The following is a 26,228-nucleotide window of genomic DNA, read 5'->3' as shown; positions in this document are numbered from 1 at the left end:
GATACCACGAATTTGTGACGTGGGGAGACGTTTATGCTGAATAACAATAGTCAACACCGATCGCTTGACCTGATTTGTCTTGGACGCGTGGCGGTAGACCTCTACGCCGAACAGATTGGCAGCCGTTTAGAAGACGTAGCCAGCTTTGCCAAGTACCTGGGTGGTAGCTCGGGCAATATGGCCTACGGCACTGCGCGGCTTGGGCTGAAGTCCGCCATGCTTTCGCGAGTCGGCGACGAACAGATGGGCAGCTTTGTACGCGAAGAGCTGGAACGGGTGGGGGTAGATACCTCAGCGTTACAAACCGACCCCGAACGTCATACCGGTTTGGTACTGCTAGCGTTAAAAGACCGCGAGAGCTTCCCACTGCTGTTTTACCGCCGCGACTGTGCCGATATGGCCATCGACGCCGACGCCATTGACCCTGAATTTATCGCCCGGGCCAAGGCCCTGGCAATTACCGGCACCCACCTTTCTACCGATACCACCCGGCGGGCATGCCGCAAAGCGCTGGACGCCGCCGCCCATTATGGTGTGAAGCGGGTGCTGGATATCGACTATCGCCCCGTGCTGTGGGGGCTGACCAATCCCGGCGATGGTGAAATCCGCTTTATCGCCGATGATAAAGTGACCACCGACCTGCAGCGCTGGCTGACGGATTTTGATCTGATTGTGGGCACCGAAGAGGAGTTTCATATTGCCGGCGGCAGCACAGACACCTTAGCGGCTCTGCGCGCAGTGCGTGAGGTTAGCGAAGCTACCTTGGTATGCAAGCTGGGGCCCATGGGCTGTGTGGTGTTTGAAGGCGCCATTCCTGACCGTATTGAAGACGGCATTCTGGTCAAGGGTGTACAGGTCGAGGTGCTCAATGTGCTGGGCGCCGGGGATGCCTTTATGAGTGGCTTGCTACGCGGCTGGCTGCGCAATGAACCCTGGCAAACCAGCGCCGGTTACGCCAACGCCTGCGGCGCGCTGGTGGTCTCCCGCCACGGCTGTGCGCCGGCCATGCCCACCGAAGACGAGTTATTTGATTACCTGGCGCGCCGTGATGAGGTACCTCGTCCGGATATCGATCAGCGGCTAAACCATTTACACCGGGTCACTACCCGAGTGCCTGCTCAGTGGCCTGAAGTGCTCGGGTTGGCATTTGACCACCGCCGCCAGCTCACCGATATGGCCCGCGAAGAGTATGCCGACAGCGCGCGGCTGCCAGCACTCAAAAAACTGCTGGTCACCGCCGCCGAAGAGGGTGCCAAACTGGGCGGTATTTCCACGCCCGCGATCCTGGTAGACGACGTGCTGGGTCAGGACGCGCTCAATCAAGCCAGTGGAAAAGGCTGGTGGATTGGTCGCCCGGTAGAGCTTCCAGGCTCACGCCCGCTGCGCTTCCAGCATGGCGATGATTTAGGTGCCTGCCTGCGCAACTGGCCTAGAGAGCAGATCATTAAATGCCTGGTGTTCTACCACCCCGACGATGAACTCTCGCTGCGCCTGGAGCAGGAGGAGCGGCTACGCCAGCTCTACCAGGCGGCCTGTGCTTATGGGCTGGAGCTGCTGATTGAAGTCATTCCGCCCGCCGACATGCCCAATGACGACACCACCTTGCCGCGCAGCCTTCAGCGACTCTACAACCTGGGTATTCGCCCTGATTGGTGGAAGCTACCCTCAATGACGGATGTTGCCTGGCAGGCGGTGGGCGAGACGATTGAGCGCGAAGATGTCTACTGCCGTGGGGTCGTACTGCTTGGGCTCGACGCCCCTATGGACGACATGAAACGCGGCTTTGAAGCAGCGGCCAATCATGCCTGCTGTAAGGGGTTCACCGTTGGGCGCACGCTATTTGCCAGCGCGAGTCGTGACTGGTTGGCCGGGCGTATCGACGACGCCAGCTTGGTAGAGCGGGTCGCCCAGAACTATGCCGAACTGATAAAGGCGTGGCGGCAATTAAGGCAGCCACAGTCGCTGGCTCACACGGAGGAGGCGTAAAATGAGCACCATTCGACTCACCATGGCCCAGGCGCTGGTCAAGTACCTTGCCGCCCAGCGTATTGAGGTTGATGGCCAAGAGGTGGCGCTGTTTGAAGGCGTGTTTGCGATTTTTGGTCATGGCAATGTGGCCGGAATGGGGGAAGCACTCTACCACGTGCAAGACACGCTTCCGACCTTTCGCGCTCACAACGAACAGGCCATGGCACACGCGGCGATTGCCTTCGCCAAAGCCAATGGCCGCCAGCGCTTAATGGCCGCGACCAGCTCGATTGGCCCGGGGGCGACCAATATGGTCACCGCTGCGGCGCTCGCCCACGCCAACCGGTTGCCGATCCTGCTGCTGCCTGGGGATACCTTTGCCACCCGCGAACCGGATCCGGTGCTCCAGCAGGTGGAGCATTTCGGCGACCCTACCATTAGCGTTAACGACTGTTTTCGCCCGGTATCGCGCTACTTCGATCGCATTAACCGCCCCGAGCAGCTGCTGACCAGCCTGCCCCAGGCGATTGCTACCCTGCTTGACCCTGAGCACTGTGGCCCGGCGACCCTGGCGCTGCCCCAGGATGTGCAAACCTTTGCCTACGATTACCCGGAAGCCTTTTTTGCCCCCAGGGTGCATCGCATTCGCCGCTCACCACCGGATGCTTACGAGCTTCTTCAAGCCATCGCCGCGCTACAACAGGCCAAGCGCCCGCTGATCATTGCCGGTGGTGGCGTGCATTACGCCGCCGCCTGCGACGCCCTGGCCGAGTTTGCCAAAGCGCGGGGCATCCCGGTAGCTGAAACCCAGGCCGGAAAAGGCGCACTGGCCGATAGCCACCCTTGTGCGGTAGGTGCTATTGGGGTGACCGGCAGCGCAGCCGCCAACCAGTTGGCAGAGCAGGCGGATGTCATTCTGGCGGTGGGTACGCGGTTGCAGGACTTTACCACCGGCTCCCGGGCGCTGTTTGAAGGTAGCGAAAAAACGCTGATCGCCCTTAACGTTGGCCGTTTCGACAGCCTCAAACATCAAGCGCTGCCGCTAAGCTGCGATGCCTTGGTCGGGCTGGGCCAACTCGACGCGGCGCTGGGAGAATGGCGTGGCGGTGATGAATGGCGCGAGCTGACCGGAACGCTCAAGCGCGAGTGGGCCGAAATCGTGTACAACGTGACCGCTGATCAAGGGCTGGCGTTGCCCACCGATGCCCAGGTGATCGGTGCCGTCAATCGCCAGGCTGGCAACGATACCACCGTGGTATGCGCCGCCGGTGGCTTGCCCGGCGAGCTGCATAAGCTCTGGCAATGCTCCGGCCCCGGCAGCTACCACGTGGAGTACGGTTTCTCCTGCATGGGCTATGAAATTGCGGGCGGGCTGGGCGTCAAGATGGCCAAGCCAGAGCGCGAAGTAGTGGTGATGGTCGGCGACGGCAGCTACCTGATGCACAACTCGGAGCTGGCGACCTCGGTGATGCTGGGCCACAAGTTGACGGTAGTGGTGTTGGATAACCGCGGCTATGGCTGTATCAACCGCCTGCAGCAGGCCACAGGCGGGGCGGGTTTCAACAACCTACTGCAAGATTGCCGCACTGTGGAGGCGGGCGCTCCGAAAACCGATTTTGCCGCCCATGCCAAAGCGTTGGGCTGTGAGTCTGAATCGGTCACCGGTATTGCAGAACTGGAGCAGGCGCTGGTGCGTGCTCGTAGCGCCACCTCGACCTATGTGATTGCCCTGGACACCGACCCGTTACCCAGCACCCAAGAAGGCGGCGCCTGGTGGGAGGTGGCCGTGCCCGAGGTCTCCGAGCGTGAAGCGGTCAATAAAGCCTATCAAGGGTACCGCGAAGCCAAGCAGCGCCAAGCCCGTTAGTTCTCGACCTCAACAAACATAATCACAAGGAATACGCTATGCCAACGGTTACTTTAGGCATCAACCCGCTCACCTGGACGAACGACGACTTGCCCAGCCTGGGCGGCGCAACACCGCTGGAAACCTGCCTTCAAGAGGGGCGCGAAGCGGGTTTTAGCGGCTTTGAATTAGGTAACAAGTTTCCCCGAACGCCTGACGCCTTAAATCAGGTGCTTAGTGCCCACGACTTGGCGCTTGTATCGGGCTGGTATTCCGCGCAGTTGCTGGAGCGCACTCCTGAAGAAGAGATAGAAGTCATTCAGGGTCATATGAACCTGCTCAAGGAATGCGGTGCGAAGGTAATGGTGCTGTGTGAAGTCACCCACTGTGTGCACGGCGATCAGGAGCGCCCGCTCTCCCAGCGTCCGCACCTTTCCGAGCAAGAGTGGCAGCGACTGCTGCATGGCCTGGAGGTAGTGGGCGACTACCTGAAATCCCAGGGTATTCAACTGGTGTATCACCACCACCTGGGCACGGTGATCGAAAGCCAGGCCGACGTTGAACGCTTAATGGACAACACTGGCGAAGGCGTGGGGCTGCTGCTTGATTTTGGTCATCTGCGCGGTGCTGGCGGTGACCCTCTCGCCGTCGCCAAACGCTACAGCCAGCGTATCCATCATGTGCACTGCAAAGATCTGCGCTTCCCAGTGCTGGACGCGGTACGCAATCGCGATAAAAGCTTTTTAAACGGCGTGTTAGACGGCCTGTTTACGGTGCCGGGGGATGGCAATGTGGATTTTCTGCCCGCCTTAACCCACCTGTGCGAACAGGGCTACCAGGGCTGGTTAGTGGTTGAAGCCGAACAAGACCCGGAAGTTGCCCATCCGCTGACTTACGCCCGTCTGGGTTACCGCAACTTGCGTCAACTTGCCGAGCAGGCAGGCTTCGACGTTGCCAGCTAAACAGCGCCAGCGGCGCCTTTTAATCAGGAGCCTATATGCAAACGTTATCCCACTATCTTAATGGTCAGCTCTCCACCGGTCAGAGCCAGCGCACTTCGCCGGTTTATAATCCAGCCACCGGTGAGCAGAGCGCCCAGGTGGCGCTGGCCACCGTTGACGAAACCCGCGAAGCGGTGCGTATCGCCGATGAGGCCTTTGTCGCCTGGTCAAAAACCTCGCCGCTGAAGCGCTCGCGTATCCTGTTTAAGTTCAAGGCGCTGGTTGAGGAGCATACCGATGAGCTGGCGCGCCTGATTTCCAGCGAACACGGCAAGGTGTTTTCTGACGCCAAAGGCGAAGTGACCCGCGGCCTGGAAGTAGTCGAGTTTGCCTGTGGCATTCCCCACCTGCAGAAGGGCGAGCACTCCATGAACGTCGGCACCGGCGTGGATAGCTACTCGATGATGCAGCCGCTGGGCGTGTGTGTAGGTATCTCGCCGTTCAACTTTCCCGCCATGGTGCCCATGTGGATGTTCCCCATTGCGCTGGCCTGCGGCAACACCTTCGTCATGAAACCTTCGGAAAAAGATCCCTCTACGCCGCTGCGCTTAGCCGAGCTGCTTAAAGAAGCGGGTCTGCCGGATGGTGTCTTTAATGTCGTCAATGGTGATAAAGAAGCGGTGGATGTACTGCTTACTGATGAGCGTGTTCAAGCGGTTAGCTTTGTGGGCTCTACCCCAATTGCCGAGTACATCTACGCTACCGCATCAGCCCATGGCAAGCGTGTTCAGGCCCTGGGCGGTGCCAAAAACCATATGGTGATCATGCCCGATGCGGATCTCGATCAGGCCGTGGGTGCCCTGATGGGGGCGGCCTATGGCTCGGCAGGCGAGCGCTGCATGGCGATTTCGGTGGCCGTACCCGTTGGCGAAGAGACCGCCAACCGTCTGCGCGAAAAACTGGTGGCCGAACTTGATAAGCTGACAGTTGGGCCTGGCCTGGTCGATGGCCCGGATAACGATATGGGGCCGCTGATCACCCGCGAGCACCGCGAAAAAGTGGCGGGTTATATCCAAACCGGCGTGGATGAAGGCGCAGAGTTAGTGGTCGACTGTCGCCAGACCACGATTGACGGCGCAGGGGATGGCTACTTTATCGGCGGCAGTCTGTTTGACCATGTCACGCCCAGCATGCGTATTCACTCCGAAGAGATCTTCGGCCCGGTGTTGGCGATTGCTCGCGTGGCCAGCTTCGACGAGGCGGTCAGCATGATCAATGCCCACGAATACGGCAATGGTACGGCGATCTTTACCCGGGATGGCGATGCGGCGCGTCAGTACTGCGAGCAGATCCAGGTCGGCATGGTCGGCGTTAACGTACCAATCCCGGTACCTATGGCGTTCCACAGCTTCGGTGGCTGGAAGCGCTCGCTGTTTGGCCCGCTGCATATGCACGGCCCCGACGGTGTACGTTTCTACACCCGCATGAAGACCATTACCCAGCGCTGGCCCAGCGGCATTCGTGAAGAGACCAACCACTTCACCATGCCGACCATGTAAACAACCTGAAAGTGGGCCACTAAAACAGGCCAGTATATCTGGTGATGAGGGCAGATTTCCGCGAGGGCGCTGTGAACCCGTCCATGGGCGCTACTTTCGCCATCCATGGCGAAAGACCCTCGCTTCAACCTGCCCTCACACCACCTTTATGGAGTCTTTATTTTACTGGCAGTGAAATTGTTAGCAGGGATAACCACAATGAAAACCCTCAAAATTGGCCTAATCGGCACCGGCTTTATGGGCAAAGCCCACGCCATTGCCTTTCATGCGGCGTCCAGCGTTTTTGAACTGCCCGCCAAGCCCGTTTGCGAACTGCTGGCGGATGTCGACCTCGCCACGGCAGAGAGCCGAGCGCGGGCCTGGGGATTTGCCCGCGCCACCGGCGATTGGCGCGCCCTGGTGGCCGACAGTGACGTGGACGTGGTGGATATCTGCGCGCCCAATTTCCTGCATAAAGAGATGGCGCTGGCCGCCATTGCCGCCGGTAAACATGTTTACGCCGAAAAGCCGCTGGCGCTGAGCACGGTAGACGCCGACGAGATGGTCGTTGCGGCTGAAAAGGCGGGCGTCAAAACCCTGGTGGGCTTTAACTATATTCGCAATTCCGCCACCCAGCTGGCCCGCCAGGTTGTTGCCAGCGGTGAAATTGGTGAGCTGATTCACTTTCGTGGGCGGCACAACGAGGATTACCTGCTCGACCCGGAAAAGCCCCACGACTGGCATACACAGCGGGCAACGGCAGGTGCCGGTGCGCTGGGCGATGTGGGCTCGCATATTCTCAATATGGCCGAGTTTTTAACCGGGCAGCGCATTGCCAAGGTATGCGGTCAGCTACAAACCGTTATCCCCACTCGGCCCAAGGCCGACGGTAGCGGTATGGCGGCGGTAGAGAACGATGACCAAGCCCAAGCCATGCTGCGCTTTGACCAGGGATTAATCGGTAATATCGAAACCTCCCGGGTGGCGGCTGGCCGCAAAATGGGCCTGGCCTACACGCTAACGGGCACCAAAGGCGCCATTGTGTTTGACCAGGAACGCATGAGCGAGCTGCAGCTATATCGCCATGGGGATGCCCACGGCAGGCGCGGCTTCACCACCCTGTTGGCGGGCCCCGAACACCCTGACTATGCGGCGTTCAGTCCCGCGCCGGGTCACGGCCTGGGCTATAACGATCAGAAGGTTATCGAGGTGCGCGACCTGGTCGAAGGCATCATCAACGACCGCCCCCTCTATCCAGACTTCCGCGAAGCCGCGCGGGTGAATCGATTAATAGATGCCATCGAAACGTCAGATCAGACGGGGCAGTGGGTGACGGTACCGTAGTTGCTTCTGCCTTGAGCGCCTGGGCTTTTAAATCAACGCCCAGGCGCCTGCCGGGAGGAAAAAGTTACAGAATAATCAGCGTCGCGAGTCCTAAGAAGGATAAAAAGCCGACCACATCGGTAACGGTCGTCAAAATAACCGCGCCGGATAACGCGGGGTCGATCTGGAGTTTTTTCAACACCATGGGGATGAGTACGCCGGATAAGTTGGCGAGGCTCATATTGATAAAGATGGCCAGGGTGATCACCAGCGTAATCATGGTGTCGCTAAACCAAATATGGGAAATCAAGCCGACCACTAATGCCCACACCAAACCGTTACTCATACCCACCCACATCTCTTTGTTATACAGCCAGCGGACGTTGTTGCCCGCAAGTTGGCCCAGCGCCAAGCCGCGTATAACCACGGTGAGGGTTTGGCTACCCGCAATACCCCCCATGCTCGCCACCACCGGCATCAAAATGGCCAGCGCCACGATTTGATCTAAGGCCGCTTCAAATTGCCCGATAACGAAGGCGGCTAAAAAAGCCGTTAACAGATTAATACCCAGCCAAATGCCGCGACTTTTCGCACTGCGTAAAACGGGCGTGAAGACTTCCTCTTCGTTACTGACGCCGGACATATGCTTTAACGTCATGTCAGCGTCGTCTTGGGTGATTTCAAGTACGTCGGCGGCGTTTAGCTGACCTACTAGTAACCCATCGCTATCGCACACGGGCACAAAGTGTAGCTCTTTAGAGCGCAATAACGCCGCTGCATCACTGACTTTCATTTGATCATTTAGGGTAAAAAAGTCATCCATGTAATCATCAACCATCGCATCTTGTGGTTGCTTGATTAAATCAATCAGGGTCAAAGTGCCGAGTAAGCGTTTGTCTTTATCCGTAATCATGATCTGTTGCGACTCATCGTCGAGCAGATGGTGGATGCGGATATAGCGCTGTACGGCCTCTAACGACACGCCCTGTTTTACATTGACCGTCTCGGGATCCATGTAACGGCCAACAACGTCATCTTCATAGGCGTGAAGATTCTCAACCTGGGCGCGGATTTCTTGCTCTAAGCTAGCGTAAACGCTGGTTTTTATGGCTTCATCGGCAACATCTAAAACTTCAGCAACTTCTTGAGCATCCAAGCCTTTAACAATTTGCTCTACATCGCTGGCCGATAAGTCTTCGATGTAGTCAGCGCGGATGTCTTCGTCAACTTCAGCAAGAACCTCGCCGATTAAATCGTCGGGGACATACTCCCAAAGAAAATCTCGCGTTTTGGCCGGGAAGGACTCCAGCGTTCGCGCGATGTCTAAAATATCGAGTTCAGAGAAATACGCTTGTAATGCCGCTGTGTCTTGGTCATCTAGCAGGTTTTGAAGGTAGAGTAGCTGCTCTTCGGAATTGGTGTATTTTTCATCATCGCGCATAGAGTCCGTCCTTGTTGGAAGCTAAGTGTTAAAGAAGTGCAAACTCCTGGCGGCTCGCTTTATGAATGTTATAGACAGGTATGGTTGAACGCCACGCGAACACCATAGACCATGCGCTGCTGGGCAGAAACGGGCGGTACGTCGGTGCCAATCATCTCATCATCGGCGTCGGCCCAGGTCAGCGTACCGTGGGTGAAACCCAGCGGCGCCAGCGCGCGACCAATCCACTGCGTACCGGTAAAGCGTTGCGCCTCACCATTCTGGTCGGTAAGCACGCTGATGGCGTTATCCTGATGCAGGCGCACGATGTACCAGCCCATATCGAGTCCGTGTACTTCTACATCGGGCAGCGGTGCGGAACATTGCGCTAGTTCTTCAAGGGTGAGATGTGCGGGAAGCGTTGAAGACATGGCGTATCCTCATGAGTGAGCATCTTATACGCCAAGACTAAAGGGTGTGCATTATTTGTACAGCAGTAACCGCCTGATCGGCGTCATTGAGGCGCTGTATCAGACGGTTCGAGGCAGGTATTTTATTCCTTATCCATTTCTAAACAGGAAACTATAGGCATTTAACGCAGGTACGCCGCCTAGGTGGGCGTAGAGCACCTTGGAGCCTGGCGGAAATTCACCGTTGCGCACCATGTCGATCATGCCGTGCATGGATTTACCTTCGTAAACCGGGTCGGTAAGCACACCCTCCAGACGAGCACAGAGGCGAATGGCTTCCAGCGTGCCTTCGTTGGGCAGGCCGTACTCGGGGCCGCCGTAGCGGGTATCCAAAATGACATCGTCATCGCTAACACCGCCTTCCAATTCCACCAGCTCGGCCGTATTACGCGCAATGCGCAGGATCTGTTCACGGGTTTGCTCAGGCTTGGCAGAGGCATCAATGCCAATCACTCGCTGGGCACGGCCATCGGCGGCAAACCCCACCACCATGCCCGCCTGGGTGCTGCCGGTAACCGAGCACACCACGATATAGTCAAACGTGAAGCCCAGCTCTTTCTCCTGCTGGCGCACCTCTTCAGCAAAGCCTACAAAGCCTAAGCCGCCGTAAGGGTGCTCGGAGCAACCAGCGGGAATCGGGAATGGCTTACCACCGCGCTGGCGAACATCTTCCATGGCCTGCTCCCAGCTGGGGCGAATGCCGATATCGAACCCGGCGTCATCCAAGCGTACATCGGCACCCATGATGCGCGACATCTCGATATTGCCCACACGGTCATACACCGCGTCGGAGTAGTTGACCCAGTTCTCCTGTACCAGCACACACTGCATGCCCAAATGAGCGGCAACGGCGGCGACTTGGCGGGTCTGGTTGGATTGAATACCGCCAATAGATACCAGCGTATCGCAGCCCTGTTCCAGCGCTTCAGGAATCAGATACTCAAGCTTGCGGGTCTTGTTACCCCCAAAGGCCAAACCGCTGTTGCAGTCTTCACGCTTGGCGTAGAGCTCTACTTCACCGCCTAAATGTTCGCTTAGCCGCTTGAGCGGTGTAATGGGAGAGGGGCCAAAGGTGAGTGGGTAACGTGGGAAGCGTTCGAGGTTCATAGCAATCTCCAGCTTTAAAACATTGGGTGCGATATAGGGCGGCTAAGGTTGTTGTGAACAATTGGCGTGCTCTCTGCTATTTATAGTAAGTGTTAGCTATGATTTTTGTGTTGCAAATTTGGCTGGTTTAAAGCAATAAAGGTTTCTAAAACATGTTTTATATGGGTTTGAATAGTGTCTATAGATGAATAAGGTAAATAATAGTGTGTGCAAAAACCTCCCGTTCACGCCCTGAGCCTGATGATCAGGCCGCTGAACTAGATCGAACAGATCGGCGTATCCTTAAACTACTTCAGGAAGATGCCACGCTCTCCAATGTGGCACTGGCGGAGCAGGTGAACTTGAGCCCGGCGGCGTGTTTACGCAGGGTGGAAAGGCTCAAGCGGGATGGGGTCATCAGCCGAGTGGTGGCGCATTTAGACCCAGAGCAGCTTCAGGCAGGTATGGTGGTGTTGATTGGCGTGGTGCTGGATCGCTCGACGCCGGAATCCTTCGCCGCCTTTGAAGAGGCGGCCCAGAAGGTTTCTGGCTGTATGGAGTGCCACGTGGTCACCGGGGAGTTTGATTACTTTATGCTAGTGCGCACCCGGGACAGCCAAAGCTTTAACAGGCTGCACGCTGAACAACTACTCTACCTACCCGGCGTGCGCCAGATCCGCTCGTTTATGGGGCTGCGACAGGTGGTCTCTACCCATAAAGTGCTGGTTTAGTCTCTTGGAAAGCGTGCTTCCAGCTCGACCACCTGTTCCGGCGTTAGCCCGCGCGGGTTCTCGCCCCGTAGCAGCAGGTAGAGCTTGGCGGTCTCTTCCAGCTCTTCAGTGGCATACACCGCAGCTTCGAGGTTTTTCCCTGCCACCACTGGGCCGTGGTTGGCCAGTAGTACCGCGCTATGCTTGCCCGCTAATCCCCGTACTGCATCGCCCAGCTTTGGGTCACCGGGAATGTGATACGGCACCAGCGGTAGCTTGCCCACCCGCATCACGTAGTAGGCGGTGAGCGGTGGTATGCAGTCGCAGGGATCCACTTCGGGCAGGCAAGAGACCGCTACAGAGTGAGTGGAGTGCAGATGCACAATCGCTCCGGATTGCGGTCGCTCCTCGTACATTGCCATGTGCAAAAACTGCTCTTTGGTAGGCTTGTCTCCACTCAGCAGTTGGCCGCTGTTATCCAGGTGGGATATTCGTGCAGGATCCAGCCGCCCCAAGCAGGCGTTGGTGGGAGTCATCAGCCAGCCGCCATCGTCCAGGCGCACGCTGATATTACCGCTGGAACCCATGGTCAGGCCGCGGTCAAATAGCGATTTCCCCAGCGTGCTGATCTGCTCCCGCATGCTGTTCTGAGAATGGCGATGCAAGTGGATGCTCATGCCAACACCTCAAACGCCCGGGTAAAGAAGTCGACGCCGCCGAAATTGCCAGACTTCAACGCAAGCGACAATGGTGCCTCGCGTACCGCCAGTGGGGCTTGAGTCCAAGGTACGCCTGGATCAATCTGCTCACCAATCCGTAGGGTAGTAATGCCGAGTGCTGAGACCACCGCGCCGGAAGTTTCACCCCCGGCGACCAGCAAGCGGCCCACGCCTTCGTTGACCAGCGTGACAGCCAGTTGGCTCAAAGCCTCTTCGACTAGATGACCTGCACGTTCCACGCCCAGTTCGGCTTGTGCGGCTTTCACTCTCTCTGGATCCGCTGAGGCGTAGATCAATACCGGAGCGTTGCTGGATAAACGCTCCAGAGCAAAGGCCAGCGCTTGCTCCCACTGCTTGTCTCCTTCACTTAGCGATAACGGATCCAGGGCAAAGCCACCGTCGGGGTACTTGGCCAAAAAATCCGCCACCTGGGCCAGCGTCGCACGGGAGCAACTGCCGGAGAGCACTAGCGCACCGCCTGAAGCAGGAGATAAACGGCCCGGCTCAGTGATCCTTTCTAGCCAGCCCTGGGCACGGTATTGAGCTGGCAGCGCCTGCCCCAGACCAGACCCACCTGTGACTAACGGCATCAAGACGGTAGCGTCGGCCAGCACGTCCAAATCCTGCTCATCCAAGGAGTCACAGATCACATGGCGCATGCCGTGCTCGGCCAGTGATAATAAATGCGCACTGGTGGCCTCCGATCCTTTAGCTAGTATGGCGCGATTGGCTAAACCCACTGGGTGTGGTGTTTGGCGAGAGAGCACTCGTACTAGGTCGGCATCCTTCATCGGCGTGAGCGGGTGGTGCTGCATACCGCTGTCGTTGAGCAAGCGGTCGCCCACAAACAGATGGCCTTGGTAAACCGTACGGCCGTTAATCGGGAAAGCGGGCACCATCACCGTTTGATGCGCTCCTAGCGCTTCCAGCAGCGCATCCGTAACCGGGCCGATATTGCCCTGGTCGGTGGAGTCAAAGGTGGAGCAGTACTTGAAGAACAACTGCCGGGCCCCCTGCTGGCGAAGCCACTCAAGGGCGGCCAGAGAGTCCGCCACGGCTTCGCCCACCGGGCAGGAACGCGATTTCAGCGCCACGACCACCGCATCGATATCAGTGAGGTCGATCTCTTGTTGGGGCACGCCAATTACCTGCAGGCAGCGCATACCGCCGCGCACCAAGTTATTGGCAAGATCCGTGGCCCCAGTGAAGTCGTCGGCAATAGCGCCTAATACAATTGTCATAGGTTGCATCCGTTATCAGGGGTCAGGGAGTGGCGGCTTTCATGCGAGCGCGTTTAATCAGTGGCGAGATAATCGTCACTGCCAACAGTAGTGCTGCAATGGCCAGTAAGGTGGCGCTGATGGGGCGGGTAAAGAAGATCGATATATCTCCCTGGGACATCGACAACGCACGGCGCAGCTCGCTCTCTGCAATGGGGCCTAGTACTAGGCCTAGGATGATCGAAACCAGCGGGAATTTTAGTTTTTCCAGCAGGTAGCCCATGACGCCAAAGCCAAGCATCAACCACACATCAAACATAGAGTTGCGCACCGAGTAGGTACCCACGATGCAACACATAAGAATGATCGGGCCGAGCGCCGAGTAGGGCACATTCAATAGCTTGGTGAACAGGGTGATAAATGGCTTGGAGAACAACAAAATCATAAAGTTGACGATAAACAGACCCGCGAACACGGCATAGATTAGGCTGCTGTGGGTCATCATAAACATTGGGCCAGGCTGCAGGCCGTGCATGATAAATGCCCCAAGAATGACCGCTGTGGTGCCACTACCTGGAATGCCCAGGGCAAACAACGGTACTAAGGCGCCCATGGCAGCGGCATTGTTCGCCGACTCTGGCGCTGCAATACCTTCCGGGGCCCCTTTACCAAATTTCTCGGGATGCTTAGACCAACGCACTGTTTCGCTATAGCTCACCATGGCAGCGGTACTAGCGCCAATGCCCGGTAAGATGCCAATGATTACGCCAATAATAGAAGAGCGCGTAAGCGTTGTGCCGATTTGGCGCAAGATAGGTAGATCAAAGATTTTAACTTTTACTTTCGTAATCGGCTGATGGCTGTCTTGATCTAGGGAGCGTTTCATCACTTCAGAAACGGCGAACAGCCCCACAATCATAGGTATCAGTCCCACCCCTTCCATAAGGTTCAGGTTATCGAAGGTATAGCGGCTGGTGCCTGTGAGTGGGTCAATACCAACGGTGGCGATAAACAAGCCAAGAGTGGCGCCAATCAGTCCGTAGATCAGGCGCCCTCCTAAAGAGGCAACAACGGTTAAGCCAAGCACGGCAAGGGCAAAATACTCGGGGGAGGAGAACCTTAGCGCCATTGTGGCCAACATGGGGGTAAAGATAATCAGCGCAATGGTACCCACTAAGCCGCCAATCGCGGAGCTTAGTACGCCAATGCCCAGTGCTTTACCTGCCTGGCCCTGCTGGGTCATCGGGTAGCCATCGAAGGCAGTCATTACCGCCTCTGGCGTCCCGGGGGCACGGTAGAGAATAGCGGTGATCAAACCAGAAAAAACAGTCGCGCCGTAGATGGCAGTCAGCAACATAAAGGCAGTCGTGGAGTCCATGCCATAGGTAACGGGTAGCAGGATAACCACCAGAATAACGCCGCTGATGCCGGGTAACGCACCACCGATAAATCCGATAAAAACGGCTGAAGTAAGTAGTAGCAGGTTGAGTGGCTGCATCACTACAGCCAGCCCGCCTAGAAAATTCTCTAGCATCATCAACTCCTAAACAGGTAGCAGTAGCGGTTATCGGCAAGCTTCTTAACAACAAGTGTCATAGCGGGATGCCAAGCAGCATGACGAAGACACCCTGCATCAGCAGCGTGGCAACCACCACGGTAATTAGAATCGTGCGCCAGGAGCGAGCCCCAAGCAGCAGCGTACCTACCAATGTGAAAGCGATACTGGCGATTAAAAAGCCCACTATGCTGATTAACCAGGTGTAGATAACGGTGGCGGCAATCAGCCACCAGTGTCGCGTGGACACTAGGGCAAAGCGTTGAGCCGTGACGGGATCGTTCTGAGGACGAGAAGCTTCTTCCGGTTCATCGTCATAAATTTTGCCTCGCCGCACATCACGCCAAGTGATCAGTAGTAGTGCGCTACCCAACCCAAAAAGCACAATTACTAGCGTCAGAGGCCATACGCGAGGGCCGATAAAGGTAGAAACCTCAGCGGAACTGGGAAACTGCAGTGTGGGCACTAAACTGACCAGTGCAAGCAGCACCACCGCGAATGCGAAGAGAGAAATCCTGGCGTGCATGATAAACCCCGAAGGGAACGTGGCAGGGCCTACCTGAGAAAAATAGTCCCAGCCAGTGAGTTAAAAGGCAGGCAAATTTATTGCCTGCCTTCACTTAGCACTTAATTCGATTTTTATTGATCGTTATTAAGTAGGCGCGAATAGAGTTCATAGTTATTTTCTAGGCGCTGACGATATTCGTCGCTGCCCATCCAGCCTTCACGATAAGTAAGGTTTACTCGCTCGGCGTATGTCTGGTACTCCTCAGAGTCGTAAACCTTTTTGAAAGTATCTTCTAAGCTTTTCAGAAGCGGTTCAGGTGTATCGGCATGGACAAAAATGGCACGGTCGTTGCCATCGGTTAGATCCCACTCGTATTCAGCTGTAGTTGGAACATCAGGATAATCGGCCAAACGCTCATCGCTGAATACCAGGATTGGCATCATTTGGCCCGCTTCCATATAGCTCAGCAAAGGGCTAAGTGACGTGGTGGTCGCGTCGATATTGTTGCCCAGAACATTAGCGGTGGCATTGCCTGTGCTGTCGTAAGGAATGAAATTCATATCCAGGCCTGATGCATCACGCAACGACAGAAATGAAACGTGGTCAGGGCTAGCGGTGTGGGTGCCGCCCACAGTGACTTCGCCTGGGTTTTCCTTGGCGTATTCCAAGAACGATTCAAAATCCGGGTAACGCTCTGGATTGACGAATAATGCCATTACATCTGACTGCATCCGTGCCACTGGCGTGAGCTGATCTAAGCCGATTGGGTTTTGTCCCGCTGCTAAAGACGTCACTAGGGTGGTGGAAGCGAAATCAAGGGTATGGCCGTCAGCTGCGCCAGTAGCGGTGCGCTGGTGAGCTAATGCACCAGAGGCGGAGGGCAGGTTAATAACTGTAATATTTGCGCCGCCCAGGGCTTCTTCAAACATCGGGCGAACCACACGAGCGAAGTTATCCGTGCCGCCACCAGCGCCTGCCGCTACCAAAAACTGGATAGTCTTTGTCGGATAATCCGCTGCATCATCAGCGTTGACAGCTGTGGCGACGCTAACCAGCGCGACGCCGAGCGTTGCCATTTTGAGAGTGGATTTAGTGAGCATAGTGTTTCTCCTATCTGATTGTTATTGCTTTTAATTCCCGTTAGGGAAGTTTAATTTAGCGCGCTGTCGATAGCGGCTTTAGGAACTAAGGTATTTTGTTGAAACAACTGATCCTGCTTTTCACGAAGCTGTTTTAAGGTTGATTCAGGCAGTGCCACATCCGCTAAGGTAATGGGCTGATTGGGGGCAATGTCTCGGATCACTTGAGCGCCTGGCAGTAGATAAAAAGGCACTTTTGCTTCTGGTGCTAGCGCCGCGGCGGGATGCAGCTCTGGACGTAGCCCTTCGATGTGCCTGTGGTGGCCGCGCATTTCGAGGTGCTGGCCCGCTTTCATGTGCTGGGTTGCCCGCGCTGTTAGGTCAAACCTGGGTGTCGTGGCGTGACCACCGCCGGAGGTTTGACCATTGATGACTACATCGAGAAGTGAAATTGGTGCTTCTAAGCCAAGCAAGTGGCGAGGCAGATAAATCATCGCACTACTGCCGCTGTGGCTAAGCACATGGCCTTTATCCCTCAGTAGGGACCAAACATGCGCATCTTCGCAGCGCACCACTACAAAAACGCCTCCTGCAAAGCTCAGTTCATCTGGTCGGCGTAGGCAATTAAACACTTCCAAGCGCTCAAGCCCTTGCAGTACCCCACCTTGATTTTGAATGTCCAACAGGGTCGGTACTTCCGTGGTGCGCAGCACCATGGCATGAAGCTCAGGGCGATCCGGACTTAGCCCCGTGGCGTTGGCTACGTTGACCATTTCGCACAGATCAGGCACTGAAATTTGAGGAATCGCAGCGAGTAGCTTGCCACGCGCTTCCACCACATCGCGTTCGCGGCCTGCCGGTAATTCCCAAAGTCCGCTCAAGCCAGGGGCAGGAAATGCGGTACCGTTGCAAGTAACGGTCTCGTTTGCCTCATCCCAGATAAAGTCGTATTCGCTGCTTTTACCTGCTGCAATAATCTCAAAACCAAGGGTGCGGGCCCAAGTAAGTAGGCCAATAAGCAGGCTAGGCTGGTCACCATCCAAAGGAGTGAAGAGGCGACCCTGTTGATAGGCAAGGCTAGTCAAATAGGGGCCAACCACAGATTCCGTCTCTTTGGTGGCAATGCCAACGTGTTTACCTGCGAGCAGAGCGGCTTCTGCATAGCGCGCTCCTACGTCAGGTATGCCAGTAGATTCCACTAAAATATCGAAAGGCAGGGCTTGGATAGTTTCAAAGGCAGTCGTAGCGATAAATAATCCTTTTTGCCAAGCTTTTTCAGCATCATTTTGAGAATGGCATACCATTATCTGATCGTTAGGGATGCCAGCATGACGCAGCGCATCAGCTGCTTTTTCAGGATTAATGTCGATTGCAATACGTGCTGATAGTTTTTCCATTTGGCGCGCTTGTCGCAAAACGCCACGCCCAAAGTCACCAGCGCCCGCGATGCAGGCCTCAACAACCTTGCCTTTTTCAAAATGTTGTAAGTAGTTCATAAGGTGTTGGTATTCCCTTTACTGGTAAAACTGCTGCGATGACATTTTCTATCGTCATGGCGCTAAAGAGGTGAGCCTTTCAGAAATTCTATGAATGAAATGTAGTGGTATACCATTTTAGAGGTCAATTGGCTGATGTTAATACTTTGGTATTGAGTAGCTCTTTTTTTTATTTATAGTATTGATAAATATGGATTTAAAAAATAATCGTTTTAACGTAATTTGTTTGAAAGGTTTTTTTTGGTATGCCATTCTTGGTGTTCGCTTACTATGTGAACATGCCAATGGAAGAAGTCGCCCAGCCAAATCAGCCCGGACTTGTGGAGAAAGTCGCGAATTATTTACGTGAACATATCGTGATGGACCATTTTCAGCCTGGCCAACGTTTACCCGAGCGAACATTGGCGGTTGAACTTCAAGTATCGCGTACCCCGTTACGCGAGGCCCTGAAGATACTTGCTGCGGAAGGGTTGGTGGTGATATTGCCAAACCGGGGGGCCGTGGTGGCGGATGTAAGTCCCGCCGATATGAAAGAGAAAGCGTATGTATTGAGTGTGCTTGAGCAGGCCGCAGCAGAGCTAACGTGCGCCAACGCCAGTGATGATGATATTGCGGAGTTGCAGGCGCTTCACTATGAGATGAAGGCTTCATTCTTACGACGTGACCGGCAGAACTATTTCCGCCTAAACCAAGATATCCACAACCGGATTGTGGCACTGTCGGGAAATACGACGCTGATTGATATGCACGCCAACCTCAGCCGTCAGCTATATCGTGTCCGCTACCTTTCAAATCAAAAAAATGAAAAGTGGGCAACGGCGATGGAAGAGCACGAAGCTATTCTTGCTGCTTTGGAAGCGCGGGATGGTAAACGTGTGGGGCACGAGCTACGCAATCATCTGGGCAAGACGTGGGTTAAGTATGCTAATGGGGAGGCTTTGCCTTAGGTACTCGCACAACGTTTTCTTTTCTTTGTAATCAGCCAGAGGCAAACTAAGTAAAAGAACCTCAGGTGCTTTCTCTTACGATTAGCTTGATGCCTAAATCAATCCTCTTTTCTGGGTTACCTCCCTTGAGCCGATCAAGTAGCAATCTCGCGATATGCTCGCCAATTGCTTGTCGCGGAGGCTCCACCGTGGTCATTGGCGGCACTGTGCTGTCAGTGAAGTCTTGGTTGCCGAATCCCACAATAGCCAAACGCTCGGGTATCGCCCAGCCTTGTCGTTGGCATTCAAGCATTGCGCCTAGGGCGACCATGTCATTGGAGCAGAACACTGCTTGAATCTCAGGATGGTCGTTGACAAGAGTGCATAGCAATTGGCCAGCCTCTGCGGTATTGCTTCGCCCGGTAAGTTCTCGAACTAGCACCGAGCCGCCAGTGGCGGCGATCGCGTCGTGAAAGCCCTGATAGCGTTCGTTGGCACGGATGTCGCGCTGGAAGTTGGTGCTCAAAAAAGCCATGTGCTGATACCCGCTACGCATGAGTTGTTCCGCCACCAGTCGCCCACAGGTGCGGTGCGAAAAGCCCACAACCATGTCCAATCCTTCCTGACCGTAATCCCACATTTCAATGATTGGAATATCGCTATTACTCAGCAGTGAGACTGACTTTCTGCTATGCGAAAAACCAGTTAATACGAGTCCTGAAGGATTCCAGCTTAGGATTGAGCGGATCAGTTCCTCCTCACGCGAAGCATCGAACTCGGTGTTGCCTATTAATAGTTGGTAGCCGGCTGCGCGAAGGTTTCTTTCCAGTGTCTCTAGCGTCTCCGAAAAGAAGGAGAAGGTTATCGTGGGAACGATCACACCAATGATATTGGAGCGTGATGAGGCTAAACCACCAGCCATCGTGTTAGGTAGATAGCTCAGCTTATCAATCGCCATTTGGATCCGCTCGGCCCTACGAGAAGAGACCTCATCGGGACGACGCAAATACAGCGATACGGTACTTGGAGAAACATCCGCGAGCTGTGCGACTTCGCTCATGGTGGCTCGTTGTGAACTTCGTTTGCGTTTTTTCACTTTCCCTCTCTACCCGTTTTCTTTTCGAAACAGATCCTTGCATGCTTTCGATTAGGCTGAACAGTTATCTCATAACGTTGAATTCATAATTGATCATGCTGGATAAAGCGCGTGCTGGTAGCGGTATTAGCGCAGACCTTGAGTGATAACCCGATAGCTAGCTATTCGACCAATGGACAATCATTTCATTATTGACCTCTCATATCGTAGCGCTACGATTAAAGCGTGGAAAGTACGCAAATGATAGAAACTGACGTTAAATTCAAAATAAAAGCATCAGCTATGGAAAATTTCGTAGCGATACGAAAAGGAGATTACAATAATGAAGCCTATACGCCACTCCCTGGCTCTGATGGTTCTCATCGGGGCCTCACATGCTGTTCAAGCCCAAGAGACCTTAGAAATCGTTGTCCCATTCGCGGCGGGCGGCGCTACGGATATCGTCGCACGTAGTTTCGAACCGATTTTCTCCGAGAAGCTTGGCGTCACCTCGGTCGTTCGCAACCTTGCCGGCGCCAGCGCCACGGTTGGCACCAGCGAGGTCGCCAAGAGTGAAGGCAACCCCAACATAATCGGCTACGAACCGGCCGGCGCGCTCAGCATTCAGCCATCGTTGAAAGACCTTTCCTACGGGCCGGAAAGCTTCACCTATATCTGCCGAACCACGTCTAACCCGATGTTCCTGATGGTGTCGAAGTCTTCTGATATCGAGAACTTCGATCAGCTCGTTGCCGCCTCCCAGGAGGAACCGCTGTTCTATGGCTCATCCGGCCCCGGCACCTTGCCCCAACTGGCGGTCGCCGCCCTGGTAAGCGAAAGCGATCTTGATGCTGCACATATCCCCTATAGCGGTTCCGGCCCGGCCATGAACGCGCTGGCGGGTAATGAAATCCAGATCTTCGCGGACACCGAGACCGTACTCACCAATTACGACCTCCGGCCTCTGGCGGTATTCGCTGAGCAACGCCTGGAAGGCTACGACGATGTGCCGACCATCGGCGAACTCGAGGGTGTGCCGGACATGGACTTCTCCGTTTGGCAGGGTGTCGTGGCGCCTAAGGGCATCAGCCAGGAGCGTGCCGATCAGTTTACTCAGGCATGCAAGGCCACCATGGAGTCCGATGAGTTCAAGAGCTTTGCCGAACGGGCCAACGTCAACATTGCCTACCTCGGGCCGGACGACTTCGAGTCGTTCGTGAAGGAACGCTTCGAGGCCAACAAGCAGGTGCTGCGTGATGCAGGCCTGCTTGATTGAAACGACCAAGGCATAACGATTTAGCGAGGTAAGCATCATGGTTGCGAGATTGGCCCACCCCAGGGTATTGCTGGCTCTGGGGCTGTTCCTGATCGGTGTCGTGCTAGCGTTCCATGCCTGGAGCGGTCCCGCCGATGCCATGCTGGTTCCGCGCATTGTCTTGACCTTGTGGTGCGTGATCGCCCTGGCGATCACGCTCGTAGAGCTTTCACGTGTATCGGGGATGGGCAGCGGGTCGCTGTCGACACTCCCCGTATTGATGGCGGCCTTACTCATCGCTGCCATCGCCGTGGCGAGCCTGGGGTTTCTGATCCCCTCGCTGCCGCTCGTCGCCTTGACTCTCTGGATGTTTCGCCTGCGTCGCCCACTGCCGTTGGCGGTGGGTACGCTGGTGATCGCCGGTGGTCTGTGGTTCCTGTTTCACCATGTGTTGCTGATTCGATTGCCGACACTCTTAAACAGTGGAGCGCTGTGACATGGATATCATTCTTGCCGCGGTGAGTGATGCCTTCACTTGGCAGGCTTTGCTCGCCATTGTCATAGGTACCTGGGCGGGGATAATCATCGGTGGTCTGCCTGGCCTCGGATCAGTGGTGGGGCTGACCATCTTCCTTCCTTTTACCTTTGGCATGGACACCATTACCAGTATGGCGCTGTTGATCGGTGTTTACTGCGGCTCGGTCTATGGTGGGTCGATTACCGCTATTCTCATCAACACCCCTGGCACGCCCCAGTCGGCAGCGACGACCTTTGACGGCTACCCTATGACACAGCAAGGGCGTGTCGACGAAGCACTGGGTTGGGCGACGTTCGCGTCCTTCTTTGGCGGTGTATTCTCCTGCGTAATTTTGATTTTCTGCGCGCCGCAACTCGCTAAATTCGCCGTCAACTTCGGTTCGATAGAAGTCTTCGCGCTCATCTGCCTGGCGATGATGTGCATCGTGGGCGTGTCCAAGGGTAGCGTCATGAAGGGGCTGGTTTGTGGCATGGTCGGCTTTTTTCTTTCCATGGTGGGATCGGATCCCATCACCGGAGCCGACCGCTTCACCTTTGGCAGCTACGCCCTGTCTTCGGGGCTGACGCTGATTCCGGTAGTGGTTGGTGCGTTCGCACTCTCGGAAATCTTCATGCGCTTTGCCACGCGAGACGACCCCAGTGCGAAGATCCCTGAGGCCACCTTGCGCTTTCCCAAGCTAAGTGAGTGGTTCAAGCGCTTGGTGGAGTTGGTACGTGGTTCGTTGATCGGCAGCTTTATCGGCGCACTGCCGGGCACCGGGGCGGCCGCTGCAGCGTTTATCAGCTATGCCACAGCGCAAAAGCTGTCCCCACGCCGCGATCGCCTGGGCAAAGGTGAGCCGGATGGCATCATTGCTTCAGAGTCGTCCAACAACGCGGTGACCGGCAGCTCGTTCATTCCCACGCTGGCGCTAGGCATTCCCGGAGATGTCGTCACGGCGATGATGATGGGCGCGATGGTGATCCATGGCATAACGCCAGGTGTGCGGTTGATGGTCGATCAAGCACAGACGGTTTACTCCCTGTTCATCGTGCTGATCATCGTCAACGTCGCCATGCTGATCCTTAGCAAACCCTCCATTGGCCTGTTTCGCTACCTGTTCCGGCTGCATCAGGGCTACATCATGGCCGCCATCGTGATCTTCAGCTTCATCGGTGCCGCGACGGTGCGCGGCAATCCGCTCGATCTAGTGGTAGCCGCTATGACCGGCATCCTGGCTTACGCCCTGCGCCGCGCTGATTATCCGATGGCACCACTTGTAATAGGTATGGTGCTGGGCCCAGAGCTGGAAAGTTCGTTGCGTCGCGGCCTGCTGATCAAACGCGGCGACTTCCTGGAATTTTTCACCCATAGCGGGATTTCCATGACACTGTTTTCGTTGCTCGCGCTGTTTATCGTCTGGACCGTGTGGTCGAGCATCGCCCAGCAGCGCCAGGCATCGACCGCCTCCCGGCACGCCGAGAGCAACTCAGCCAAGTAAGGCCCTTTTCGAATTCGTTACTGGATACGCCACATGATCATTACCGACATCAAAACACACGTGCTTTCCGCCCCGCTCGAACAACCCTTCGCCTTCTCGCAAGGGTGGGTTCATCAGCGCACTGCCATGCTGGTTGAGGTTCATACAGAAGATGGTCTGATCGGCTGGGGTGAGTCGATCAATCATGGCCTTCAGCCGCCGCAGGTCGCCCAGGCCGTCGTGGAGTATGCTTTAAAACCTTTGCTGATGGGTCGCTCGGTGTTCGATCACGAGGTGCTTTGGGAAGAGATGTATAACCACACTCGGCCCTATGGGCAGAAAGGGGCAGCGCTGTTTGGCATAGCAGCGATAGACATTGCCCTATGGGATCTTTTCGGCAAGGCGTTGGGGCAGCCGATTCATCGGCTCATGGGCGGCGCGTTTCGGCGAGAGATCTGTCCCTATGCGACCGGCTTCTATCGCCGCAAAGACGGATGCTACCCCGAGGATATTGTGGAAGAGGCATTGCGCCACCAAGCCAACGGCTATCGGGCAATGAAGATCAAGACCGGCTTTGGTGTCGAATCGGACATTCGTGACATGCGCGCGGTGAGGGAAGCGGTCGGTGACGATGTCCAACTGATGATGGATGCCAACTGCGCCTATAACGTGCCGGCGGCACGTCGCATCCTCATGGAACTCGAAGATACGCGGGTGCACTTCTTCGAGGAACCGCTCAGCCCCGAGAATCGTCATGGTTACCGCGAGCTCAAGGGCGTGTCGCGCACTTATGTGGCTGCTGGTGAGAACGAGTATACCAAGTTTGGCTATCGCGAGCTGATCAGCGAGGGCGCGCTGGATATTATCCAGCCTGACCTAGGAGCCGCCGGCGGATTCACGGAGTGCCGCAAGATCGCCGCGCTAGCCCAGGCCTGGCACGTGCCGCTAATTCCACACGTGTGGGGCACCGGCATCGGCCTCGCCGCTGCCGTGCAATTCATTGCCACACTGCCGCCACAGCCGCTGTCGCTGAACCCGGACGAACCGATGCTCGAGTACGACCAATCAGCGCACCCCTTCCGTCAGGAACTGATTGGTGGTGAGTTCGCGCTCAACACACGGGGTTATGTTGAGATCCCCGACAAACCTGGGCTGGGTATCGAGATCGACCGAAATGTCATCGACCGTTATCGACTCTGAAGCACGCATGTTCTAGCCAAGGGAGCAATGTATGTACAACGCGAAAAAAGTATTGGTGCTGGGCGTCGACGGTCTGATTCCCGAGTTGGTCGATAGGTTTTGCCATGAAGGTGTACTTCCCCATATTGATCGATTGCGTCGCGAGGGTGGAACAACCCGGCTTATGCCCTATATCTCGACCTGGGGAGACACCAACTTCGTCAACTTCTTGACCGGGCAGGCACCAGGGAACAGTTGGGTCGGGCAGCGCATCTCTCCTAGTGGTACGCGGCACTTGTTGGAGTTGATGACCGAAGCAGGACAAAATTGTGCGCTGGTGCACTTCCCCGAGTCACTCAAGCCCACCGGCAAGAACGATCTCTGTCTGGCGCCGTTCTGGAGCGGTAAAGGCCCGGCCCCCATGGAGATGGCCCCGGCCGGCGTGCATAGCACGGATCTTTCCCAGTGGCCCAACGTTGCCCAGAACGAGGCGCTGGGCTGGCCACCCAGCGGTAGCCTAGCCCATCACCAGAAGCACAACCGCCACGCAATCGAGCGCTCGGAGGATGGCTATCACGCCTTAATCCGGCTCAATGCCGGCGCTAGTCTGGCAGTGACCTTGAGCCCAGTGGCCGACACGCGGCTCCGACTGACGCTAAACGAGTGTGCGGCGACACTGGGCGTCGGCGAATGGAGTGACTGGTTGCCCATCGAGGCCGGAGACGAGCGGGGGCATGTGCGCTTCAAGCTGCTGGCCTACGATGCCGAGCGGAGGCACGTGGATCTGCTGCAATCACAGATCACCATGCCCGAACGGCTGGGCAACCACCTGGCCCTGGCCGAGAAGCTGACACAACGCCACGGGCCATTCATCTCCAAGTGGGCCGTGTCAGCGGATCCCGACACGCCCTATTTCGAGACCAGCTTAGAAGAGGGTCGCTACCAACTGGATTGGCTCGTCGATAGTGCCCTGACCTTGCTGAACGAGGAGGACTTTCACCTGTTTGCCACGGTGTTCCGTCTCAATGACGAAACCCATCATACCTGTCTGGCCTATTGCGACCCGGAATCCCCATTCTTCACTTCCGATGGGCAGGAACGTTACTTGAACACCATCCGTACTGCGTACCAAGTGCTCGACGATGCAGTGGGCCGCCTGCTGGCCGGGCGCCGCGAGGACACCGTGATCGTGCTCGCTTCGGATCATGGTGACGTGCCGAACCATTACCTTTGTGATATCCACCGGCGACTGGCTGCGTTCGGGCTCTGTACACTCGATGAAAATGGCCGACCAATACGTCAGCGTAGCCAGGCCTTCCTTAAGGATGAGCGCGGTGGCCTGGAGGTCTTTGTCAATCGAGACATCCTGGACGAGGGAATCGTTTCCGAGGCTGATGTGGCCGAGGTGCAGACACGCATCCTCAAGGCGTTGAGCACGTGGTATATCGATACCCCGCAAGGCGAGAGTAACGTGGTCGCTTTCGCTCTCAAGAAGCAGGATGCCAGTGTATTGGGGTACTGGGGTGAAAACGCCGGGGATGTAATGTTCGCCTATGCCTCCGGGTTCGTATGGGGTGTCAATAGACGTGGTGATACCGTGGCTGCCGTTGAAAGCGCCGGAGCTAACCACGGCCCTCAGGTACCGTCCGCCAGCACCGCATTCGCCTCCAATCATGGTTTGGCGATCCTGCACGGTGAGGGAATACTGCCCGGCTCCAGGATACCCTTCGATACCCAACGCGGCATCCAGCGAATGGACAATGCCGGGGCCACGTTCGCACGCTTGCTGGGGCTAGACTCCACCACCCTCGATGGCATGCCGCTGAATGCGCTATTAGACGAAGATGTTAGATAGCAGGCCGCTGCCGCGAAATGTTAGGCGTTAACAGCGCAGAATTTTGTAGCGTTAAAGCCGTG

General features: G+C 56.0%; 22 protein-coding genes. 12 read left to right on the top strand and 10 right to left on the bottom strand.

Annotated features, from left to right (window positions below):
• Positions 1–33: 33 nt before the first annotated feature.
• The 5 genes from SR894_RS18840 (at position 34) to SR894_RS18820 (ending at position 7,637) form a co-directional block, all read left to right on the top strand.
• Positions 34–1,986 carry a bifunctional 5-dehydro-2-deoxygluconokinase/5-dehydro-2-deoxyphosphogluconate aldolase gene (locus tag SR894_RS18840; protein ID WP_223288508.1) on the top strand — a complete coding sequence of 651 codons (1,953 nt, stop codon included), beginning with the start codon at positions 34–36 and terminating at the stop codon, positions 1,984–1,986.
• Position 1,987: 1 nt separating this feature from the next.
• A complete protein-coding gene (gene iolD / locus SR894_RS18835; RefSeq protein ID WP_223288507.1) occupies positions 1,988–3,835 on the top strand; it encodes a 3D-(3,5/4)-trihydroxycyclohexane-1,2-dione acylhydrolase (decyclizing) in 1,848 nt (615 codons plus the stop codon).
• 38 nt (positions 3,836–3,873) lie between these two features.
• Complete coding sequence (iolE, locus tag SR894_RS18830) at positions 3,874–4,776, top strand: myo-inosose-2 dehydratase (RefSeq protein ID WP_223288506.1); 903 nt, start codon at positions 3,874–3,876, stop codon at positions 4,774–4,776.
• 35 nt (positions 4,777–4,811) lie between these two features.
• Positions 4,812–6,314: a CoA-acylating methylmalonate-semialdehyde dehydrogenase gene (locus SR894_RS18825; RefSeq protein ID WP_223288505.1), complete on the top strand. Its 1,503-nt coding sequence runs from the start codon at positions 4,812–4,814 to the stop codon at positions 6,312–6,314.
• Between the two features lie 198 nt (positions 6,315–6,512).
• Positions 6,513–7,637, top strand: coding sequence for a Gfo/Idh/MocA family protein (locus tag SR894_RS18820; RefSeq protein WP_223288504.1), 1,125 nt, complete (start codon positions 6,513–6,515; stop codon positions 7,635–7,637).
• A gap of 64 nt (positions 7,638–7,701) precedes the next feature.
• Here SR894_RS18820 and mgtE read toward each other — a convergent pair whose 3' ends face one another.
• From mgtE to SR894_RS18805, 3 genes are all read right to left on the bottom strand, one after another.
• Complete coding sequence (gene mgtE, locus SR894_RS18815) at positions 7,702–9,057, bottom strand: magnesium transporter (RefSeq protein WP_223288503.1); 1,356 nt, start codon at positions 9,055–9,057, stop codon at positions 7,702–7,704.
• A 68-nt stretch (positions 9,058–9,125) separates the two neighbouring features.
• A complete protein-coding gene (locus tag SR894_RS18810) occupies positions 9,126–9,467 on the bottom strand; it encodes a DUF6482 family protein (RefSeq protein WP_133731495.1) in 342 nt (113 codons plus the stop codon).
• Positions 9,468–9,596: 129 nt separating this feature from the next.
• Positions 9,597–10,613, bottom strand: coding sequence for a 1-aminocyclopropane-1-carboxylate deaminase (locus tag SR894_RS18805; protein ID WP_223288502.1), 1,017 nt, complete (start codon positions 10,611–10,613; stop codon positions 9,597–9,599).
• Positions 10,614–10,816: 203 nt separating this feature from the next.
• On the opposite strand from SR894_RS18805, the gene SR894_RS18800 reads away from it, so the two are divergent.
• Positions 10,817–11,323: an Lrp/AsnC family transcriptional regulator gene (locus SR894_RS18800; protein WP_223288501.1), complete on the top strand. Its 507-nt coding sequence runs from the start codon at positions 10,817–10,819 to the stop codon at positions 11,321–11,323.
• Here SR894_RS18800 and otnC read toward each other — a convergent pair.
• From otnC to SR894_RS18770, 6 genes are all read right to left on the bottom strand, one after another.
• On the bottom strand, positions 11,320–11,979 hold the full coding sequence (otnC, locus tag SR894_RS18795) for a 3-oxo-tetronate 4-phosphate decarboxylase (protein WP_223288500.1): 660 nt from the start codon (positions 11,977–11,979) through the stop codon (positions 11,320–11,322). The genes SR894_RS18800 and otnC overlap by 4 nt on opposite strands.
• Complete coding sequence (gene otnK, locus SR894_RS18790) at positions 11,976–13,262, bottom strand: 3-oxo-tetronate kinase (RefSeq protein WP_223288499.1); 1,287 nt, start codon at positions 13,260–13,262, stop codon at positions 11,976–11,978. The genes otnC and otnK overlap by 4 nt, the downstream gene beginning before the upstream one ends.
• Positions 13,263–13,284: 22 nt before the next feature.
• Positions 13,285–14,775, bottom strand: a complete 1,491-nt coding sequence (locus SR894_RS18785) for a tripartite tricarboxylate transporter permease (RefSeq protein ID WP_211594075.1) — start codon at positions 14,773–14,775, stop codon at positions 13,285–13,287.
• A 58-nt stretch (positions 14,776–14,833) separates the two neighbouring features.
• Entirely contained in the window at positions 14,834–15,322 is a 489-nt protein-coding gene (locus tag SR894_RS18780; protein ID WP_223288498.1) for a tripartite tricarboxylate transporter TctB family protein, read from the bottom strand.
• Positions 15,323–15,435: 113 nt separating this feature from the next.
• The gene (locus SR894_RS18775; protein WP_223288497.1) at positions 15,436–16,404 is read right to left on the bottom strand and encodes a Bug family tripartite tricarboxylate transporter substrate binding protein; all 969 of its coding nucleotides are present in this window, start codon (positions 16,402–16,404) and stop codon (positions 15,436–15,438) included.
• A gap of 50 nt (positions 16,405–16,454) precedes the next feature.
• Complete coding sequence (locus SR894_RS18770; protein WP_223288496.1) at positions 16,455–17,879, bottom strand: flagellar biosynthesis protein FlgA; 1,425 nt, start codon at positions 17,877–17,879, stop codon at positions 16,455–16,457.
• Positions 17,880–18,124: 245 nt separating this feature from the next.
• Here SR894_RS18770 and SR894_RS18765 point away from each other — a divergent pair, with 245 nt between their 5' ends.
• Positions 18,125–18,826: a GntR family transcriptional regulator gene (locus tag SR894_RS18765; RefSeq protein WP_227405981.1), complete on the top strand. Its 702-nt coding sequence runs from the start codon at positions 18,125–18,127 to the stop codon at positions 18,824–18,826.
• Between the two features lie 61 nt (positions 18,827–18,887).
• Here the strand turns inward: SR894_RS18765 and SR894_RS18760 are convergent, their stop codons facing one another.
• Entirely contained in the window at positions 18,888–19,865 is a 978-nt protein-coding gene (locus SR894_RS18760; protein ID WP_223288495.1) for a LacI family DNA-binding transcriptional regulator, read from the bottom strand.
• Between the two features lie 358 nt (positions 19,866–20,223).
• On the opposite strand from SR894_RS18760, the gene SR894_RS18755 reads away from it, so the two are divergent.
• Genes SR894_RS18755 through SR894_RS18735 form a run of 5 tightly spaced genes read left to right on the top strand, consistent with a single transcriptional unit; the run spans position 20,224 to position 26,166 of the window.
• On the top strand, positions 20,224–21,156 hold the full coding sequence (locus SR894_RS18755) for a Bug family tripartite tricarboxylate transporter substrate binding protein (protein ID WP_223288494.1): 933 nt from the start codon (positions 20,224–20,226) through the stop codon (positions 21,154–21,156).
• A gap of 37 nt (positions 21,157–21,193) precedes the next feature.
• Positions 21,194–21,631, top strand: a complete 438-nt coding sequence (locus SR894_RS18750) for a tripartite tricarboxylate transporter TctB family protein (protein ID WP_211594069.1) — start codon at positions 21,194–21,196, stop codon at positions 21,629–21,631.
• A 1-nt stretch (position 21,632) separates the two neighbouring features.
• Complete coding sequence (locus SR894_RS18745) at positions 21,633–23,153, top strand: tripartite tricarboxylate transporter permease (protein WP_223288493.1); 1,521 nt, start codon at positions 21,633–21,635, stop codon at positions 23,151–23,153.
• A 33-nt stretch (positions 23,154–23,186) separates the two neighbouring features.
• Entirely contained in the window at positions 23,187–24,332 is a 1,146-nt protein-coding gene (locus SR894_RS18740; RefSeq protein ID WP_223288492.1) for a mandelate racemase/muconate lactonizing enzyme family protein, read from the top strand.
• A 31-nt stretch (positions 24,333–24,363) separates the two neighbouring features.
• Positions 24,364–26,166, top strand: coding sequence for an alkaline phosphatase family protein (locus tag SR894_RS18735; protein WP_223288491.1), 1,803 nt, complete (start codon positions 24,364–24,366; stop codon positions 26,164–26,166).
• Positions 26,167–26,228 lie beyond the last annotated feature (62 nt).

The sequence above is a fragment of the Vreelandella neptunia genome, assembly GCF_034479615.1.
Lineage (GTDB): Bacteria > Pseudomonadota > Gammaproteobacteria > Pseudomonadales > Halomonadaceae > Vreelandella > Vreelandella neptunia.
The sequence above is the reverse complement of the archived record's forward strand: the minus strand, read 5'-3'. Positions and strand labels throughout refer to the sequence as shown.